Source organism: Hymenobacter actinosclerus, from assembly GCF_900111515.1.
In the GTDB taxonomy this organism is placed as follows: Bacteria; Bacteroidota; Bacteroidia; order Cytophagales; family Hymenobacteraceae; genus Hymenobacter; species Hymenobacter actinosclerus.
Window position 1 is genome coordinate 411,928 of the sequence record NZ_FOHS01000003.1, and the last position, 15,921, is coordinate 427,848.

15 protein-coding genes are annotated in these 15,921 nt (G+C 64.1%); 5 read left to right on the plus strand and 10 right to left on the minus strand.

Features of this window, described 5'->3' with window-relative positions:
- Positions 1-104: 104 nt before the first annotated feature.
- Together BMY67_RS13330 and BMY67_RS13335 are read right to left on the minus strand one after the other, a co-directional pair.
- On the minus strand, positions 105-911 hold the full coding sequence (locus tag BMY67_RS13330; protein WP_092772365.1) for a phosphatase PAP2 family protein: 807 nt from the start codon (positions 909-911) through the stop codon (positions 105-107).
- 115 nt (positions 912-1,026) lie between these two features.
- Entirely contained in the window at positions 1,027-1,911 is an 885-nt protein-coding gene (locus tag BMY67_RS13335; RefSeq protein ID WP_143069823.1) for a hypothetical protein, read from the minus strand.
- Positions 1,912-2,084: 173 nt separating this feature from the next.
- Between BMY67_RS13335 and BMY67_RS13340 the strand changes: the two genes are divergently transcribed.
- Positions 2,085-2,276 carry a cold-shock protein gene (locus tag BMY67_RS13340; protein ID WP_092772370.1) on the plus strand — a complete coding sequence of 64 codons (192 nt, stop codon included), beginning with the start codon at positions 2,085-2,087 and terminating at the stop codon, positions 2,274-2,276.
- A gap of 151 nt (positions 2,277-2,427) precedes the next feature.
- On the opposite strand, the gene BMY67_RS13345 is transcribed toward BMY67_RS13340, so the two are convergent.
- Positions 2,428-2,928 carry a gliding motility lipoprotein GldH gene (locus tag BMY67_RS13345; protein ID WP_245745045.1) on the minus strand — a complete coding sequence of 167 codons (501 nt, stop codon included), beginning with the start codon at positions 2,926-2,928 and terminating at the stop codon, positions 2,428-2,430.
- Positions 2,929-2,948: 20 nt separating this feature from the next.
- On the minus strand, positions 2,949-4,580 hold the full coding sequence (gene ricT, locus BMY67_RS13350) for a PSP1 domain-containing protein (RefSeq protein WP_245745046.1): 1,632 nt from the start codon (positions 4,578-4,580) through the stop codon (positions 2,949-2,951).
- A gap of 345 nt (positions 4,581-4,925) precedes the next feature.
- On the opposite strand from ricT, the gene BMY67_RS13355 reads away from it, so the two are divergent.
- Positions 4,926-5,735, plus strand: a complete 810-nt coding sequence (locus BMY67_RS13355) for a M57 family metalloprotease (RefSeq protein WP_092772374.1) — start codon at positions 4,926-4,928, stop codon at positions 5,733-5,735.
- 177 nt (positions 5,736-5,912) lie between these two features.
- Here BMY67_RS13355 and BMY67_RS13360 read toward each other — a convergent pair whose 3' ends face one another.
- From BMY67_RS13360 to BMY67_RS13375, 4 genes are all read right to left on the minus strand, one after another.
- On the minus strand, positions 5,913-8,558 hold the full coding sequence (locus tag BMY67_RS13360; protein ID WP_092772376.1) for a S8 family serine peptidase: 2,646 nt from the start codon (positions 8,556-8,558) through the stop codon (positions 5,913-5,915).
- Between the two features lie 207 nt (positions 8,559-8,765).
- A complete protein-coding gene (locus tag BMY67_RS13365) occupies positions 8,766-9,704 on the minus strand; it encodes a hypothetical protein (RefSeq protein ID WP_143069824.1) in 939 nt (312 codons plus the stop codon).
- Between the two features lie 76 nt (positions 9,705-9,780).
- Entirely contained in the window at positions 9,781-10,572 is a 792-nt protein-coding gene (locus BMY67_RS13370; protein WP_092772380.1) for a UDP-2,3-diacylglucosamine diphosphatase, read from the minus strand.
- Positions 10,547-11,212 (minus strand): LutC/YkgG family protein, encoded by a 666-nt coding sequence (locus tag BMY67_RS13375; RefSeq protein WP_092772382.1) that lies wholly within the window; start codon positions 11,210-11,212, stop codon positions 10,547-10,549. The genes BMY67_RS13370 and BMY67_RS13375 overlap by 26 nt, the downstream gene beginning before the upstream one ends.
- Positions 11,213-11,501: 289 nt before the next feature.
- On the opposite strand from BMY67_RS13375, the gene BMY67_RS13380 reads away from it, so the two are divergent.
- Together BMY67_RS13380 and BMY67_RS13385 are read left to right on the plus strand one after the other, a co-directional pair.
- Positions 11,502-11,702: a hypothetical protein gene (locus tag BMY67_RS13380; protein ID WP_092772384.1), complete on the plus strand. Its 201-nt coding sequence runs from the start codon at positions 11,502-11,504 to the stop codon at positions 11,700-11,702.
- Positions 11,703-11,876: 174 nt separating this feature from the next.
- A complete protein-coding gene (locus tag BMY67_RS13385; RefSeq protein ID WP_143069825.1) occupies positions 11,877-12,209 on the plus strand; it encodes a hypothetical protein in 333 nt (110 codons plus the stop codon).
- A 96-nt stretch (positions 12,210-12,305) separates the two neighbouring features.
- Here BMY67_RS13385 and ftsH read toward each other — a convergent pair whose 3' ends face one another.
- On the minus strand, positions 12,306-14,441 hold the full coding sequence (gene ftsH, locus BMY67_RS13390; RefSeq protein WP_092772388.1) for an ATP-dependent zinc metalloprotease FtsH: 2,136 nt from the start codon (positions 14,439-14,441) through the stop codon (positions 12,306-12,308).
- Positions 14,442-14,591: 150 nt separating this feature from the next.
- Positions 14,592-14,984 (minus strand): ribosome silencing factor, encoded by a 393-nt coding sequence (gene rsfS / locus BMY67_RS13395; RefSeq protein WP_092772390.1) that lies wholly within the window; start codon positions 14,982-14,984, stop codon positions 14,592-14,594.
- 42 nt (positions 14,985-15,026) lie between these two features.
- Here rsfS and BMY67_RS13400 point away from each other — a divergent pair, with 42 nt between their 5' ends.
- Positions 15,027-15,788, plus strand: a complete 762-nt coding sequence (locus BMY67_RS13400) for a biotin--[acetyl-CoA-carboxylase] ligase (protein ID WP_177189826.1) — start codon at positions 15,027-15,029, stop codon at positions 15,786-15,788.
- Positions 15,789-15,921 lie beyond the last annotated feature (133 nt).

Sequence of the window (15,921 nt, forward strand, 5' to 3'; positions counted from 1 at the left end):
TTGATGTTCCAGAGGCCTGATTGCGCTATTTGCATTTGCGCCGGTAGGACCCTGGAACATCAAACTCACCATTTCACCATCTCACCATTTCACCTTGAGCCATCTCACTGCCTCACCACCAGCACAGCGCCAATGGCGCCGCCGGGCGCGTAGGTGGGTAATAGCAGCAGTTTCTGGCCCAGATGGCCGGGCAGCCGGCGGGCCAGCACCGGGTAGAGCCGCCACACGGTTTCGGCCGACAGAAAGCCGATGCTGGCCCCGGCCACCACGTCGGTGAGCCAGTGCCGGTCGTTGAGCATGCGCATGGCCCCGGTGGCCGTGGCCACCGTGTAGCCAGCCACCGACAGCCAGGGACGCCCCCGCCCGAACTGCTCGTGCAGCAGCGTAGCCGTCAGGAAAGCGTCGGCGGTGTGGGCCGAGGGGAAGGAGCTGAAATCGGTGGCTATATCCGGCCGGCGGGTGTGGCTGATGCGCTTGAGGTTGCTGACTAGGCCCGAGCTCAGGGCGTGCGAGAGGCCGTAGCAAACTGTAAACGGCACGATGCCCCGCTCTCCCTTCATGCCCACGGCAAACAGCCCGTAGGCCGCCACCACCGGAATGCGCCGGCTGTAATCGTCGAGCGTGGTCCGGAAATGCGGAAAGGTCTCGCGGGTTTCCTCGCGCACCTCCTCCTTCATTTCATCCAGAAAATTCTCGTTACTACTCGCGTAGCCCGCCGCCACCAGCACCACCGGCACGGCCACGCGCAGCACGGCGGGCCGCGCCAGCCAAGGCCGCCCGGCTGGCGCGCAAACCACCGAATCGGGTTGGGCAGTGGGCTGGGCCTTGCCCGACCTAGCCACACCCGCCAGCAGTAGCAGCAGCAGCAGAAGAAGCAAGCTATTCGGGCGCAGGCCGGCAGTCTTCATCATAAGGGGAATTTCGTCCCCGGAAGATAACCTATTTGGCACCGGATTACCAGCTGTCGGCACCGCAAACTTTGGCCCTCATACTGGCGGGCCCGGCTGGCCACGCCAAGGCTGTCGGCTACTTTTCGGGTGGGCCGGGGGCGGCGCCGTAATCCGGCGAGTCGGGGGCGTTGGTGCGCTCGTCGGAGGCCTGGCCGTAGTTGCGGGCCGCCTGCTGCTTGTCGAAGTCGCCCTTGGCAGGCGAGCCATCGGTGGCAGCCGGTTCGGGGTTGGCGTACTCGTCGTTGTAAGAGCCGCCTTTCGAGCCGAAGCCCTGCGGCTCGCTGCCCTCCGAGTTGGCCGAACCGGCGGCCTCGTAGCCGCTCCGGTCGGCGCTGGTGGGCGGGGTGGCGTCGGCCTCGCCGCGGCCGTAGCCGGCGTTGCCCTGGGCCTGGCCGGTGCGCTGGCCATCGGGGCCGCCCTCGGGGTGGCCGGGGATGTAGTCTTCGCGCTGGTTGCGGTGCTGCTCGTTGGGTCCGGGCTCGGTGTTGGACTGGCCGCCGAGCGAGGAGGAGCCGTAGTTCGGGGCGTAGGCTGAGCCAACGCCTTTCGGTGCATCGTTGTCGTTGCCAAACAGGGGGCCTACCGCCGATTCGGGGGCATCGTGGCCGGCGCCTACCGCCACGGTGCCGAAGCTGCCGTTTTCGGTCGAAGGAATACCGTCCTTGGTCTGGGCCCGCTCGCCCACGTAGCCCGAAGTAGCCGGGGCCTGCACCGGCGGGCCGGCATAGGTATCAACGCCGCGGCTGGCCTCGTTGCCGTAGCCGCCCTGGGTAGCACCCTGGTCCGACTGGCGGCCGAATTCGCCCCGGCTGGCACCGGCCACCTCGTTCTGCTCGTGGTTGAACTCGTCGTTGGCCACGGGCTGCTCGGCGGGCGTATTGGCCGGGGTCTGCAGCGCGGGTGGCAGCGCGTTTTCGGGGGTGGCGGGTGGGGTAGCGGGCTTCTGGGTATCGTCGGACATGAGCAGGGAAAGCTTAGGTGGCACTGCTGCTACATACGCAGCCGTGGCGGGCACGTTCCGCAGCCGGGTTTTTTTGTTGATTTGAAAAACCATGTAGATTTACCGCGCTTAGTCGCTGCTCATTGGCTAAGCGCTTTTCCCCTCCTTCACTTCCCCAACCATTCACCCCTTCTATGAAAACAGGAACAGTAAAATTTTTCAACGAATCCAAGGGCTTCGGCTTCATCGTGCAGGACGAAGACGGCCAGGAAATTTTCGTTCACCAGAGTGGCCTCGTCCACGAAATCCGCGAAAATGACCGCGTCAGCTTCGATATCATCGACGGCCGTAAAGGTCAGAATGCAGTGAAAGTAGAGCGGATCTGAGCAGCCGTTCTAATTAGCTGTTAGCTGTTAGCTGAATCAACGCAATACGGCACCAATAGAAGGGCCTTACCACCTGAGAACGAGTTGTTCCAGCGTGGTAAGGCCCTTTTATTGGTCCGGATGCCTTTCGGAATCCGGCGCATCTGGCAGCTTATTTTCCGGCCTGATGCAGGGCGACGCGCACGCCTACGGCCATAATGCCCGGCAGCTGGTCCTGGCGCATATACTGCTCCAGCTGAATGCGGTAGGTGCCGGGCTGGCTGAACTCCTGGTTGGGCAGGGCCAGCAGGCGGTGGTCGAAGATGTCGCCGCTGCCATTACCCAGGGGCTCGCCGGTTTTGGGGTCCATCAGGTTCATATCGTGCAGCTTGCGCGATATAATCTTACCATCGGGGCCTGTGAGCGTAACGCGGGCGTAGAGGTTGTAGTAGCTGTAGTCGGCCGTGTTACGAACGTTGAGGAACACGTCGTACCGGGGGGCCGGGTCGGTAATGTCGAACTCGAAAGTGGGCTTGTTCTGAACGGCCCACACGTAGGGGTCGCCGGCGGGCGAGGTCAGGTCGATGTTTTTCTCATAGACCTCGGCCGGGTCGCAGGCCGTCAGCAACAGCCCGCCGGCCAGGGCCAGAAATCCGCGCAGAAAAGTGTGCATAAAATCAGAAACGCTAAATATCAGGAATCGGCGGGAGGCGGAGTGCTGCCTTCGGCGCTGCCCCCGCGGCCCGACGAGCGGCCCGTGCGGCGGCTGCCCGAGCGGCCCCGGCGCTCGGAGCCCCGGCCTTCGCCGCCCTCGGGCCGGCCGCCATCAGGCGCACCTTCAGCAGAGCCGGTATTTCGGGGCGGGCGGCCGCCTTCGCGGGCGGGGCGGGCGGCATCGGGCGCGCCGCCTTCGGGGGACGGCCGGCCGGCACCGCGCCGGTTTTCGCCGCGGCCTTCGCCACTGCGGCTTTCGCCACCCCGGCCACGGCCGGAGCGGCGGTTGAGGGGCTTGGCGGCAGCGCCACGGGGCCGGGTACGTTCCTCGGCGGCTTCGCCTGCTTCGGTAGGTCCGCCGGTTTTGGCTGGAGCCGGCGCATCGGTGCCATCATCGGGCGCGGCGGGCCGGGCGGGCCGCTCGGTGGGCCGGGCCGCCCGGGGCGGGCGGACCGCGGGCGGGGCCTCCTCGGTGGGCTTCCTTTTGCCGCGCTTGGGGCGCTTGGCTGATGAAGACGTGATTTTATCGTCCAGGCGTTCGAGCGAGCCTTCCACGATGGCCGTTACCTCGGGCGCGCGCTCCTCCTCCCGCACCGGCACGAGGATGGTATCGGGCTTTTCGCCGCGCTTGTTCATTTCCAGCACCTCGCGCACGCGCTCCACGGGCAGCACCACCCAGTTGTTGTCGCCGCGCACGGCAAACCACATTTTGCGGCGGAAGATGTCGGTTTTCTGCAGCGTGTACTCGCCCTTCTCGGTGAGCAGCGGGCGCTGCACCTGCGGAATGTCCTTGAGGGCATCAAGGTAGGTATCGAGCTCGTAGTTGAGGCAGCATTTGAGGCGGCCGCACTGGCCCGACAGCTTGGCCGGGTTCAGACTCAGGTTCTGGTAGCGGGCGGCGGTGGTGCTCACGCTCTTGAAATCGGAAAGCCAGGTGGAGCAGCACAGCTCGCGGCCGCAGCTGCCGATGCCCCCGAGGCGGCCGGCTTCGTGGCGCAGCGAAATCTGGCGCATTTCCACCCGCACCCGAAACTCATCGGCCAGCCGCCGGATCAGGTCGCGGAAGTCTACCCGGTCGTCGGCCGAGTAGAAGAACGTGGCGCGGGTGCGGTCGGCCTGGTACTCCACGTCGGAGAGCTTCATGCGCAGGCGCAGCTCCTCGACCACGGCGCGGGCCCGGAACATGGTGCCCGTTTCGAGGTCGCGCACGGCCTGCCAGCGCTCGGCATCGTCGTCGGTGGCCACCCGCAGAATGGGGCGGATGTCCTTGGAGTCGAGGGGCACTTTTTTCTTTTTCATCTGCAGCCGTACCAGCTCGCCCTTGAGCGAAACGTGGCCCAGGTGCCAGCCGCTGCCGGCCGCCTCCACCACAATGGCGTCGCCGGTGATGAGGGGCAGGCGGCTCTGGTTGCGGAAAAAGTCTTTGCGGCCACCCTTGAAGCGGACTTCGACGATGTCAAACTCTTTAAAGTCGCTGGGCATGTCCAGATCCTGGAGCCAGTCGAATACATTGAGGCGGGTACAGCCGCTGCTGCAGCTACCCTTCGAGCCGCAGCCCGAAGTGGTAGTGGAGCAGCCGCCGCCGCCGGAAGAACAGGAGGAACAAGCCACAGCTTGGAGAATCTATATAGGTAAGTCCGCGGCCAGTCAGCCAACGGCACGAAATGGGTTATCGACAAAGATAGCCAAATAGCCGGGGCGGCTCAACCCGGCCCTGGCGACCCGGCAGGTATTGGAAAAGTGAAGAACGGGTAACTTTCTTTTTCTTCATACAATCCACATAAAGCCCTTTAATTCTATTAGACGGGACGCTTAGCGCTGTTTATGCAATGTATATCAACATAGTCCAATGTATATAATTCTGACAATCAAAGACGCTTTATTTTGAAATATCATCAATAAAAAGCTACGTTTGTCACATTGTTCCACCATCCTACCCTTCTACAACCAAACACCATGAAGAAAAACAACCTACTTGCTTCGCTGGCGCTGCTAGCCGCTACCGGCCTTGGTCTCTCGTCGTGCCAGGAAAAAGACAATGTGACGGTCAAAGACCAGGTATCGGAGGCAACCATCAACCAGATTAAAACGCTGGGCTTCACTGCCGCCGGCGCCATGAAGACGGCTGAGGGCGTAGTTGTGGAAGGCGACATTCTGCTGACCAACGAGATGCTGGCCAGCCAGCCCGAGCAGAACCTGCTGCGCGTGGGCCAGGACGAGCAGTACCGCACCACCAACCTCGTAGGCCGCCTGCCGCGGGTGCTGACGGTGAGCGTGTCGAGCCAGTTTCCGAACGGCTACGTGCAGGCTGCCGATGAGGCCATTCGCCGCTACAATGCGCTGGGCCTGCGCATCACCCTGCGCCGCATCACCTCGGGCACGGCCGATCTGCCCATCACGTACTCGGCCAACCTGGGCCCCGGCGTACTGGGGCAGTCGGGCGGTTTCCCCTCCAACGGTAACCCTGCGCCCGGCTTTAAGCTGGCTCCGAGCGTAATCGGCGGCCGTAGCATCAACAACGTGGCCACCATCATGGCCCACGAAATCGGCCACTGCATCGGCTTCCGCCACACCGACTACTTCAACCGCGCCTACAGCTGCGGCGGGGCAGCCTCCAACGAAGGCGCCAGCGGCATCGGCGCTATCCTCATCCCCGGCACGCCTTCCGGCGCCGACCCCAACTCGTGGATGCTGGCCTGCATCGGTTCAACCGGCGACCGTCCCTTCACCGCCAACGACCGCACGGCCCTCAACTACGTGTACTAGTATCTGTTAGCTGTTAGCTGTTAGCTGTTAGCTGTTAGCTGTTAGCTGTTAGCTGTTAGCTCAGAAACGAACAAGGCCCCGTACTCGGTTGAGTACGGGGCCTTGTTTTGTATATACTGTCCATCTTTTTCTGAACGGAAGCTAACAGCCAGTAGCTCTCAGCTACCAGCTCACAAGTCAGAGCACTGTTACGCGGCGGGTTATTTCGGGGCCGGAGTGCAGGCGGATGCGCAACAGGTAGGTGCCGGGGCGGAGCGCATCGGTGGCAATGCGCTTGATGACGCCCACTTCGGCCACTTCGGTGCGTAGCAGCCGGCCCGTCAGGTCGAACAGGCGCACATCGGCGGCTTCGGTGGGGGGCAGCACAATGCGCAGGGGCTCACCGGCCGGCAAGGGCACCGGGTACACCACCACCTGCGGCGCCTCGCTCACGCGGAATACCCGCTCGGGCTGGCTGTACACGGCCGCGCCGCTGATGAGCGTGAGCCGGGCCCGGTACTGCGAATAGCCGGCCGGAGCGGCCGGGTCGGCCAGTTCCAGTGCCAAACCAGGCACCGGACTCAGGCTGCTGATTTCGAGGAAGCTGCCATCGGGCTGCTGCCGCTCCAGCGCCACGGCCCGCAGCCGGTAGATGGAACCCAGCGCCAGGTCGAAGCGCACCGAATCGGTGACCAGCAGGCGGGGCGCGAAGGAGCGCACGTAGCAGCCGTGGTCTTCCTGCAGCACATCTTCGGTGGCTCCGCGCGGGCCGGTGCGGCCGGCCACAACCGGGGCCACGGCGAAGTAGCGGGCGGCCGTTTCGGCCGTAGTCAGCAGCAGCGTTGTATCGGAGAGGCGGCGCAGGGGCTCCAGGTGGCTGGTGCCGAGGGCATACACCTGGTACTGGGTGGCACCCGGCACCCGTCGCCAGGTCAGCAATGCTTCCTGCGGGCAGCTGTAGGCCACGGTCAGGGCCAGCGGCCGGGCCACGAAAAACGTGTCGGACAGGGCCGTGGTGGCCCCGGCTACCAGCCGCAGCTGGCCGGGCCGGGTGGCATCGGGCGCCGTCCAGCGGTAGAGTTTATCGGCCAGATTCACGCTGGCACTCAGCACCGTCCAGGCGGTCTGGCCCGTGGGCTTGTATTCGAGCCGGGCCGTAGTGGCCGGGCCCGCCCACTGCCAGCGCAGCAGCTGGCCGGCCGCACCGGCCTCCAGGCCCCGCGCTTTGGTGGGCGCCACCCAGCTCAGGCCCGACTCGAACTCGTAGGCCACGCTGAACGCCTGCGGCCCCTGGGGCACGGCGAAGCCGCGCACCCGCAGCTCGTAGGTGCCGGCCACGGGCACATCGAGGGTTATTTGCTCGGCATTGTCGCGGTGGTTGGGGCGGCGGCGGGCGGGGCGGGCCAGCGAGTCGCGGTGCGGGTAGGCGCTCAGCGTCCAGGGCAGCCAGGTCTGGTTGGTGGCGGGGCGGCGCAGGGTCAGGTCGAGGTCGTTGACTAGGGCCGGGGCGGCATTGGCGGCGGCCTCGGGGTCGGTCCAGGCCAGCGTAATTTTCAGGCGGTGCACGCCGGCGGGCACCGTCAGCGGAAACACCCGCTCCTGGCCGGCAGTGGCCGTGCCTTCCACAAACCGCCCGTCGAGCACCGTCTGCACGGCGCCCAGCGCATCGGCCTGGCCGTAGCCGGCCACAAAATCGACCTGGGGCCGGCCCACATCGTCGGCCGAATTCAGCAGCGCGGCCCGCACCAGCGCGGCGGTGGGCAAGGTGCCGCGCCGCTGCTGGTGGGCCTGCTGCACCAGCAAACTGATGCCCGACACCAGCGCCGCCGCATCGGAGGAGCCGCCGGCCCCGTAGGCCACCAGCTCGGGCTTGAGGCGGCCGTCGGCGGCCGGGCCGCGGGAGCTGCGGGGGTTCACCAGGCCAAAGGCGTCGGTAACGCCCACGCTAAGGCTGTTTTTGGCGTTTTTGAACTCCCCGGTGAGGTTGGCCAGACTGTCGAGGCCGGCGTAGGGACCGGCCGGAGCCGGCAGCTGGCCCGAGTTGCCGCTCGAAAACACGTGCAGCAGCGTGGGGTACTGGCGGGCCTGCTGGTCGTAGGCGCGGGCTTCGAGGCCGTAGAAATTCTCCACCTCTACCCCATAGGAGTGGTTTTGGACCGACACGCTCCGGGCCGCGAGCTGCGCGCCGTCGTCGGGCAGCAGGTTGTCGTAGCTGGCCTGGGCGATGCGCGCCCGCCAGGCCACGCCGCGGCCGTCGGGCGAGGTATTGCCGGCCCCGGCGATGATGGTGGCCATGATGGTGGAGTGCGAGTTGAGCATCGGGCCCAGCGGGCCGGGCTCCAGCAGCCGTCCTTTAAAATCGAGGTCGGCCACATCCAGCGGGCTTTCCTTCACCGATACCGTGAGGCCCTGCCCCGTGAGCGTGGGGTAGCGCGCGTGCAGGGCCGTCACTTTGTTCACCCCGAAATCGAGCCCGCCCAGCTCCCGCTCGGGCCGGGCCAGGCGGTCGGCAACCTGCACAAACTTCACCAGCGGGCAGTCGGCCAGCACGGCCGGCCCAACGCCGCGCACCCGCAACAGGCCCTTCTGGCGCGGTTCGGCCTCGGCCTCGGCGCCGGGCCGGGTGCGGGCCAGCCACTGCCGGAACGCCGCTTCGTCGGTCACGCTCACCCGCAGCAGCCGGGCAGCTCCGGGGCCGGCCGTTTGCACCAGGCCGGGGGCCAGCCGGGCGGCGGGCGGGCCGGGCCGGGCCGGGGTCTGGGCATTAGCCTGAAAAGAAAAAGTAGCGCTCAGCAGCGTGAACAGCAAAAAGCCCCCGACGCGGCGGAGCGGAGTAGTTGGCATAGAAGCGTGGTTGTGGCGGGGCGGAGTAGGCGGCGAACGGGACGGCGGCCACCGAAGCAGCCACTTCCAAATATAGCCAGAAATACCATCGGCTTCCGCGCCCAATTATCTACCTCGCAGGAAAAAGCCGGCCGCCTGGCTACGCCCAAAGCGCTTACGCTCAAACTGTCAGTGCCGCCCCCGCGCAGCCGGCACCGGCCCGGGGCACTATCTGCCCGGTATTTTGTACACCTGCACGCCGGCCTCCGTCAGCAGGTAGGCGTACTGGTCGCTGACCAGCACCTGCTGCACCCCGGTTATGGGCAGCGGCCGGGCGCGCTCGGTGAGGTGGTAGAGATGAAAAAAGCGCAGCTCGCCGGCCGGCCCCAGGTAGTACAGCTCGTCGCCGCGGAAGCCCACGTAGCTCAGGCCCGGCAGCGGCAGCTTCTTGCGGAAGTTGCCCAGGTTGTCGAACACGTACACGCCCCCCACCCTATCCACGAGGTACAAGTTGTTCTGGTACTCGCGCAGAAACCGGAAATCGGGCCGCGAGCGGCCAATCAGGATATCGAGCGGCGTGGTGATGGTGAACCGCTTCTGGCCGGCATCAAACTGCCGCAGCGTCAGGTCCGACTCGTTAAACAGCCAGTACCGGTCGTCGGGGGCCAGCGTGACGACGCGGGCCTGCCCGTCGAGCAGCTGGGGCAGCGGCAGCTCGCTGATGGGCGACAGAAACCGGTCGAGCAGCAGCACCTGCTGGCGGTCGTCGTAGAAAACCAGGATTTTGGCCGTGTTCCAGGCTTCTACCTGCATCACGTGGCCGGGCAGCGGTGGGGCGTACACGTTCAGCGCCTGCCCATCGGGGCCGAACTGGCGCAGGTTGTTCTGGCGGTCGGTTACGTAGAAGTTGCCGCGCCGGTCGAGCGAGGCCGCGCCCGGCTGGGGCAGCGCCACGCTGCGCACCAGCTGCCAGCCGCGGGCCACGCCGGCCGTGTCGGGCGGCATGCTTACCACGGGCGCGGCCTGCCCCGCCGGCGCCACCGAGCCGGCCGGCGGGGCCGTGGTTTGGGCGTTTGCCGGAAGGGAGAGGTGAGAAGTGAGCAGTGAGAGGAGGAGGAGACGAATATTATTATAGAAAGGCACGTCATGCAGAGCGGCGCGAAGCATCTGGCGTGCTGACGCTGTAAGTGGTTTTGCAACGTCAGCACGCCAGATGCTTCGCGCCGCTCTGCATGACGTGCCTTTACCTTTCTGCCGCTCCATATTCCCGTAACGCCAGTTGCTGCCCATCATACACGCCGTAGGTGCAATAATTGACCCATTCGCCGAGGTTGACGTAGCGGCTGCCGGGGGCTACTGCTACGTCGAGGGGCAGGTGGCGGTGGCCGAACACGTAGTATTCGTGCGGAAACTGCTGCTGCATTTCGCGGCAGTAGGAAAGCAGCCACTCGTCGTCGCCCAGGAAGTGGTCGTCGGAGGGGCCGTTCTGCAGGCGGCTGTGGCGGCTCCAGCGGTTGGCCAGCCCGATGCCGAAGTTGGGATGCAGCCGCGCAAACAGCCACTGGGCCACGGGCGAGGCGAATACTTTCTTCAGCAACTTATAGGTGTGGTCGCCCGGCCCCAGCCCGTCGCCGTGGCCGATATGGAACTGGTGCCCGCCGATGCGCTGGCTGACGGGGTGGCGCAGAATCGGGATATTCAGCTCCTGAGTGAAGTAGTCGAACATCCACATATCGTGGTTGCCGGTGAAGAACGTGACGGGCAGGCCCGCATCGGTCAGCTCGGCCAGCTTGCCCTGCAGGCGCGTAAAGCCCCGCGGAATGGCGTGGCGGTACTCAAACCAGAAATCGAAGATGTCGCCCAGCAGGTAAATGGCCGCCGCGTCGCGGGCCACCTCGTCGAGCCAGCGCACAATGCGCTGCTCCCGCTCGCGCGAGCGGGCGGCGTCGGGGGCACCCAGGTGGAAATCGGAGGCGAAGTATACCCGGCGGCCGGGCGGCAGCGCCAAATCAGGCAGTTGGATCGGGCGCGTCATCCAGTAGAAAGAGTGCGAGGCGGCGCGGACCGTGGGCTCCGAGCACCAGTGTTTTTTCGATATCGGCCGTGCGGCTCGGTCCCGAGGTCAGCGAAACCATCGAGGGCAGCTTGCCGGGGCCGTATTTGGTCTGCATCAGCTGCAGCGCGTCGCCGATGTCGGCTACCACCTGCGAGGTGCGGGCCAGCACCAGGTGCTGGTCGGGGTAGATGCTCAGGCGCCGGCCGCTGCCCGTAGCCCCCGACACCAGGATGCTGCCGGTGCGGGCCACCAGGGCCTCGCAGCTCGTCAGGCCCGCGTCGGCATGCTCCCGAAAGCCCTCCTCGTCGCCCCGGAAAACCAGGTCGCCGGCGTGCAGCAGTTTCTTCAGCTCGGGCTCCCACACATACAAATGTTCCAGCTGCTGTTCCTTCTTATACAGAAACAACTGGTCGTAGAAGTGCTCCTCCGACTCGCAGTAGTAGAACGCGCCGCCCACCCGCACGAAGCTCTGGGCAAAGGCCACGGCTAGGTCGTCGCCCTGGGCGGGGCGCGGATGCAGCGGGGCCGCGAAGTCGGGCCGGGGCGCGGGGGCCGGACCGGGTGTGCGCAGGGCCTCGCGGATGCGGCTTAGGATGAGGTCACGGGAGCTTTCGGCCATGCGGCAAAGGTACGCGGGTTTTGGCAGGCTGAAAATCCGGGGGCTTCTCAAAATGAACCTACGACTGTCCTTTTTCCCAGCCTGGCAACCGGTGCTGCTTCCGGACCCTGCCCCCCCCGCCGCGGTTTATAAAATTCGGGCTTATACCCGCTGCCCGGCAGCGGCGAAGTGCCTTTGAAGGTCCGCAGGCCACATTGCCCGCAGGCAATAAGCTGAGCTGTAACTTCCTAGGTTGACAATGGCATCTTTTTGGTATTTCCGCCGCCAACCTTCCATCCTTAACTTCGCCATGCAACACTCGCCTGCCGTCAGCCATACTTCCCCGACTGCGCCGGCCTCCCAGCAACACCCGGTTACCGAAGCCGATTTTCACAGCTGGCTACAGGAGCTGCTGCCCGGCCTGCGGGCGGCACTTGCCCGCCAGGGCTTCGAAAAAGCCCGTAACCTGAGCGCGTTTCAGCACTTTTTGCGGGAGCGGGCGAACCACTGATATTGGCTGGCGTGTTACTGTTTGCTTACCTTTAGCACTTTCACTCTTACTATATAACACATGAAAAATCTATTGCCAGGTGTTGGCAGCCTACTGCTGGCGCTGGGTTGCGTAGCCCTCAGCAGCTGTGATGATTCGGAGCCGTCGATAGCGCCCGTTACCCCTGCGGTACCAGTGAGCCTCCAGCTAGGCATGAATGGCTACTCGGCCGAACCCGCTACCGCCGCTCGTTTCGGTATAGCGGCCACTCAGGAAGATGCCCAGAAAGGCCGTGGCACTCTGCTGACCGGCAAAATAAATTATGCCGATACCAAAGGAGGCAAGGAAACCAAACCCTTCTCACTGGCCGACCAGCCTAAAGGAACCAAGCGTTGGGTCTATATTTCGTCGGCCCACAAGCCCACCGGTAACCAGACAATAACCCTCAGCTGGAACATTAGCGACATGCTGACCCTAAATGCCAGCTCGGCCGATACCATTGTAGTAAAGGAATTGCTGGTACAGTAAAGCTTAGCCCGGCAACCGGATGCCCTTTTTCAGCCAGTTCTGCATAAAAAAAGCCCGCCATTTGGCGGGCTTTTTTTATGCAGAACTGGCTGGCAACTACACTGGCGTTACGGCTGAGCCGCTCGGCTCGGTAGGCGAGCTGCCGTTTCCTTCGTTGCCCTGGTCCATACCGGGCAGGTTCAGGTCGGGCAGGTCGTTGCCCAGGGGCAGCGGGTGCTCCTGCTTCCGCTCGCTCAGGGTTTCCGAGCGGTCGGTGCCGGCCATATGGGCCTGGTAGCTGGTTTGGGTGTCGTAGGGGCGCGGGCCCACCAGGCGCTGCAGGTCGTCCTGGAGCAACACTTCTTTCTCCAGCAACTCCTTGGCAATCACCTCCAGCTCGTGGCGGCGCTCAGTCAGCAGCTCTTTGGTGCGGGTGTAAGCCTGCGCGACTATAGTGCGCACTTCCTCGTCAATCATCTGCGAGGTAGACTCCGAATACGGCTTATTGAAGCCGTACTGATCCTGACCCTTCGAGTCGTAGAACGACACGTTGCCCAGCTTCTCGTTCATGCCGTACATCGTGACGATGCTGTAGGCCGTTTTGGTGATGCGCTCCAGGTCGCTCAGGGCACCGGTCGAAATCTTGCCGAACACCAGCTCTTCGGCGGCGCGGCCGCCCAGCGTCATGCACATTTCGTCCATGAGCTGCTCGGTGTTATAGAGGAACTGCTCGCGGGGCAGGTACTGCGCGTAGCCCAGCGCGGCCACGCCGCGGGGCACGATGCTCACCTTCACCAACGGGTCGGCGTGCTCCAGGAACCAGCCGGCTACGGCGTGGCCGGCTTCGTGGTAGGCCACAATGCGCTTCTCGCCGGGGCTGATGATTTTGTTTTTCTTTTCCAGGCCGCCAATCACGCGGTCAACGGCGTCGGTGAAGTCCTGCATGGTCACCATCTTCTTGTCGCGGCGGGCGGCAATGAGGGCAGCTTCATTGCAGACGTTGGCAATTTCGGCACCGGCAAAACCGGGCGTCATGGCCGCCAGCTTGCGGTCATCCACATCGGGACCCAGGGTGAGGGGCTTGAGGTGGACGCTGAAGATCTGGGTGCGACCGTTGATGTCGGGCTTGTCGATGCTGATCTGGCGGTCGAAGCGGCCGGGACGCAGCAGGGCCGAGTCGAGCGTATCGGGACGGTTGGTAGCCGCCAGGATAATAACGCCGGAGTCAGTACCGAAGCCGTCCATTTCCACCAGCAGCGAGTTGAGCGTGTTTTCGCGCTCGTCGTTGCCGCCGGGCGTATTGCCGCGGCTCCGGCTCCGGCCGATGGCGTCAATCTCATCAATGAAGATGATGCAGGGGGCCTTGAGCTTGGCCTGCTTGAACAGGTCGCGCACCCGGGCCGCGCCCACACCCACGAACATTTCGACGAAGTCGGAGCCCGAGAGCGAGAAGAACGGCACGTCGGCTTCGCCGGCTACGGCTTTGGCCAGCAAAGTCTTGCCCGTGCCGGGAGGACCGACCAGCAGCGCTCCTTTCGGAATTTTGCCGCCGAGTACGGTGAACTTCGAGGGATTCTTGAGGAACTCCACGATTTCCTCCACCTCTTCCTTGGCTTCTTCGAGGCCAGCCACATCTTTAAACGTGATTTTCACCTTGTCGCCGCCGTCAAAAAGGGCAGCGCGGCTCTTACCGATGTTGAAAATCTGGCCACCGGGCCCGCCGGCGCCACTCATGCGGCGCATCAGGAACCAGAAGCCCACGAAGAGCAGAATCATGAAGCCCCAGGTGCCGAGGAAGTCGCCAAAGCCACGCTCCTCCGATACCTTGAGACCAACCTGCCGGTCAGTCGGCAAATTGGCCTGCAGCTTGTCGAGGTCCTCTTTGAACACTTTGCCCTCTACCACCCGGAACGCGAATTGCGGGCCGTTGGCCGACACGCCGGCACCCGGCAGGGCCAGGGGGCTGCGCTGGGTAGTGAGGCGTTTACTGTATTCGGGCTTCTGCAGGGCCTCCTTTTTAAGGGTTACCTGCACCTCCCGGTCGTTAACCAGCGCCACATCCGACACGTCGCCGGCCGTGAGCATCTGCTCAAAATCGCGCTGCTTGATTTCTACCAACCGGCTACCGCCGGAGAAATAGACCATCCCGAGGATGAGCGCCACCAACCCGGAGAGTACCCACAACTGCATACCAGGCTTGGGACCGGGGGTAGGCAGGGGGGATTTTTTCTTTTTGGGCGTCGTATCAGACATGAATTGCTAAGTAAGTATTTGAGGGTTAGCAGTGAATAGCTTGCATTGCGCCGTAAGATGACGGACGCCGGGCACAAATACCAGCGGCCCTTATCCAGTCACGCAATGCCAGTCACCCAATGCCAGGCTAAGGACACCGATACCCACCGTTTAGTTTGCCGTGGCCGACGCTTCTTCTTCCACGTGGGTGATGTCGGCGTCGCCCCACAGCTCTTCGAGCGCGTAGAACTGGCGCCGGTCGCGCAGGAAAACGTGTACCACCACATCCACGTAGTCGAGCAGCACCCACTCACGGTTGGTGCGGCCCTCGGTCTGCCAGGGGTTCTGGCCGGTGAGTTTTTCCACTTCTTCTTCCACCGAACGGGCAATGGCCTCGATCTGGGTATCGGAAGAAGCCGAGCAGATAACGAAGTAATCCGCTACGGCATTTTTAAGTTCTTTGAGGTTGAGCACCACGATATCGGACGCCTTTTTCTCCTGCATGCCGCGAACGACAACTTCTGCCAACTTGTCCGAATCCTGTCGAACTGAGGTACTTTTCATAAGGTCTTGGTAGGTTTGACTAGCACAAAGTACGAAAAACAGATGGCGGCACTTTCCCCCCAAACGCTCTTCACGGGCCAACAGCTTGTCTGGCTGCCCGAATGCGCTTCCACGAACTCGGAGGCGCAGCTACTGGCAGGCCAAAACCGGGCCACGGATGGCTGCTGCGTGATTACCGACAAACAGACTGCCGGCCGGGGCCAGCGCGGCAACCAGTGGGAGGCCGCGCCCGGCGAAAACCTGACGCTGTCGGTGGTCTGGAAGCCCACGTTTCTGCCCGCCGCCGACCAGTTCCTGCTCAGCCAGGCCGTGGCCCTGGCCCTGCACGACTGGCTGAGCACCCTGCTGGGCCCCACGCCCGCGCTCCGGGTGAAGTGGCCCAACGACCTGTACTACGGCCAGCAGAAACTGGGCGGCATTCTCATCGAGAACACGCTGAGCGGCCCAAAAATTCAGCACAGCATCGTCGGAATCGGCCTCAACGTCAACCAGCAGCAGTTCGGACTGCCCACGGCCACCTCGCTTAGCTGCCTGACGGGCCGGGTTTACCAGCTGGCCCCGCTGGCCGAGCGCCTGCTCGAAAGCCTGGAGCGCCGCTACCTGCAGCTGCGCGCCGGCCGGGTACGCGAGCTGCGCACCGAGTACCTGGCCGTGCTTTACCGTTTTGAAGAAGTGCACGATTATGAAGCCGACGGCCAGCGCCTGCGCGGCCGCATTGTGGGGCTGGATGAGGCCGGCCGGCTGGCGCTGGAAACCGGCGGGCAGGTGCGCCATTTTGACCTGAAGCAAATCCGCTACCTGTAGCCCGGAGCTTTACCCGCTGGTCCGCTACGGCCCTCAAGCACCGCCGCCCGATTATTTTTGGGCAGTCAGCAGGCTACAAGTCAACTATTTACGTATCTTCGAATCTGAAACGTTAAACTGCGGGCAACCTCCT

Excerpts from the sequence above, each read along its gene's own strand:
- BMY67_RS13330 (WP_092772365.1), bottom strand. The coding sequence starts at position 911 with ATGATGAAGACTGCCGGCCTGCGCCCGAATAGCTTGCTTCTTCTGCTG.
- BMY67_RS13335 (WP_143069823.1), bottom strand. The coding sequence starts at position 1,911 with ATGTCCGACGATACCCAGAAGCCCGCTACCCCACCCGCCACCCCCGAA.
- BMY67_RS13340 (WP_092772370.1), top strand. The coding sequence starts at position 2,085 with ATGAAAACAGGAACAGTAAAATTTTTCAACGAATCCAAGGGCTTCGGC.
- BMY67_RS13345 (WP_245745045.1), bottom strand. The coding sequence starts at position 2,928 with ATGCACACTTTTCTGCGCGGATTTCTGGCCCTGGCCGGCGGGCTGTTG.
- BMY67_RS13355 (WP_092772374.1), top strand. The coding sequence starts at position 4,926 with ATGAAGAAAAACAACCTACTTGCTTCGCTGGCGCTGCTAGCCGCTACC.
- BMY67_RS13360 (WP_092772376.1), bottom strand. The coding sequence starts at position 8,558 with ATGCCAACTACTCCGCTCCGCCGCGTCGGGGGCTTTTTGCTGTTCACG.
- BMY67_RS13365 (WP_143069824.1), bottom strand. The coding sequence starts at position 9,704 with ATGCTTCGCGCCGCTCTGCATGACGTGCCTTTCTATAATAATATTCGT.
- BMY67_RS13370 (WP_092772380.1), bottom strand. The coding sequence starts at position 10,572 with ATGACGCGCCCGATCCAACTGCCTGATTTGGCGCTGCCGCCCGGCCGC.
- BMY67_RS13375 (WP_092772382.1), bottom strand. The coding sequence starts at position 11,212 with ATGGCCGAAAGCTCCCGTGACCTCATCCTAAGCCGCATCCGCGAGGCC.
- BMY67_RS13380 (WP_092772384.1), top strand. The coding sequence starts at position 11,502 with ATGCAACACTCGCCTGCCGTCAGCCATACTTCCCCGACTGCGCCGGCC.
- ftsH (WP_092772388.1), bottom strand. The coding sequence starts at position 14,441 with ATGTCTGATACGACGCCCAAAAAGAAAAAATCCCCCCTGCCTACCCCC.
- rsfS (WP_092772390.1), bottom strand. The coding sequence starts at position 14,984 with ATGAAAAGTACCTCAGTTCGACAGGATTCGGACAAGTTGGCAGAAGTT.
- BMY67_RS13400 (WP_177189826.1), top strand. The coding sequence starts at position 15,027 with ATGGCGGCACTTTCCCCCCAAACGCTCTTCACGGGCCAACAGCTTGTC.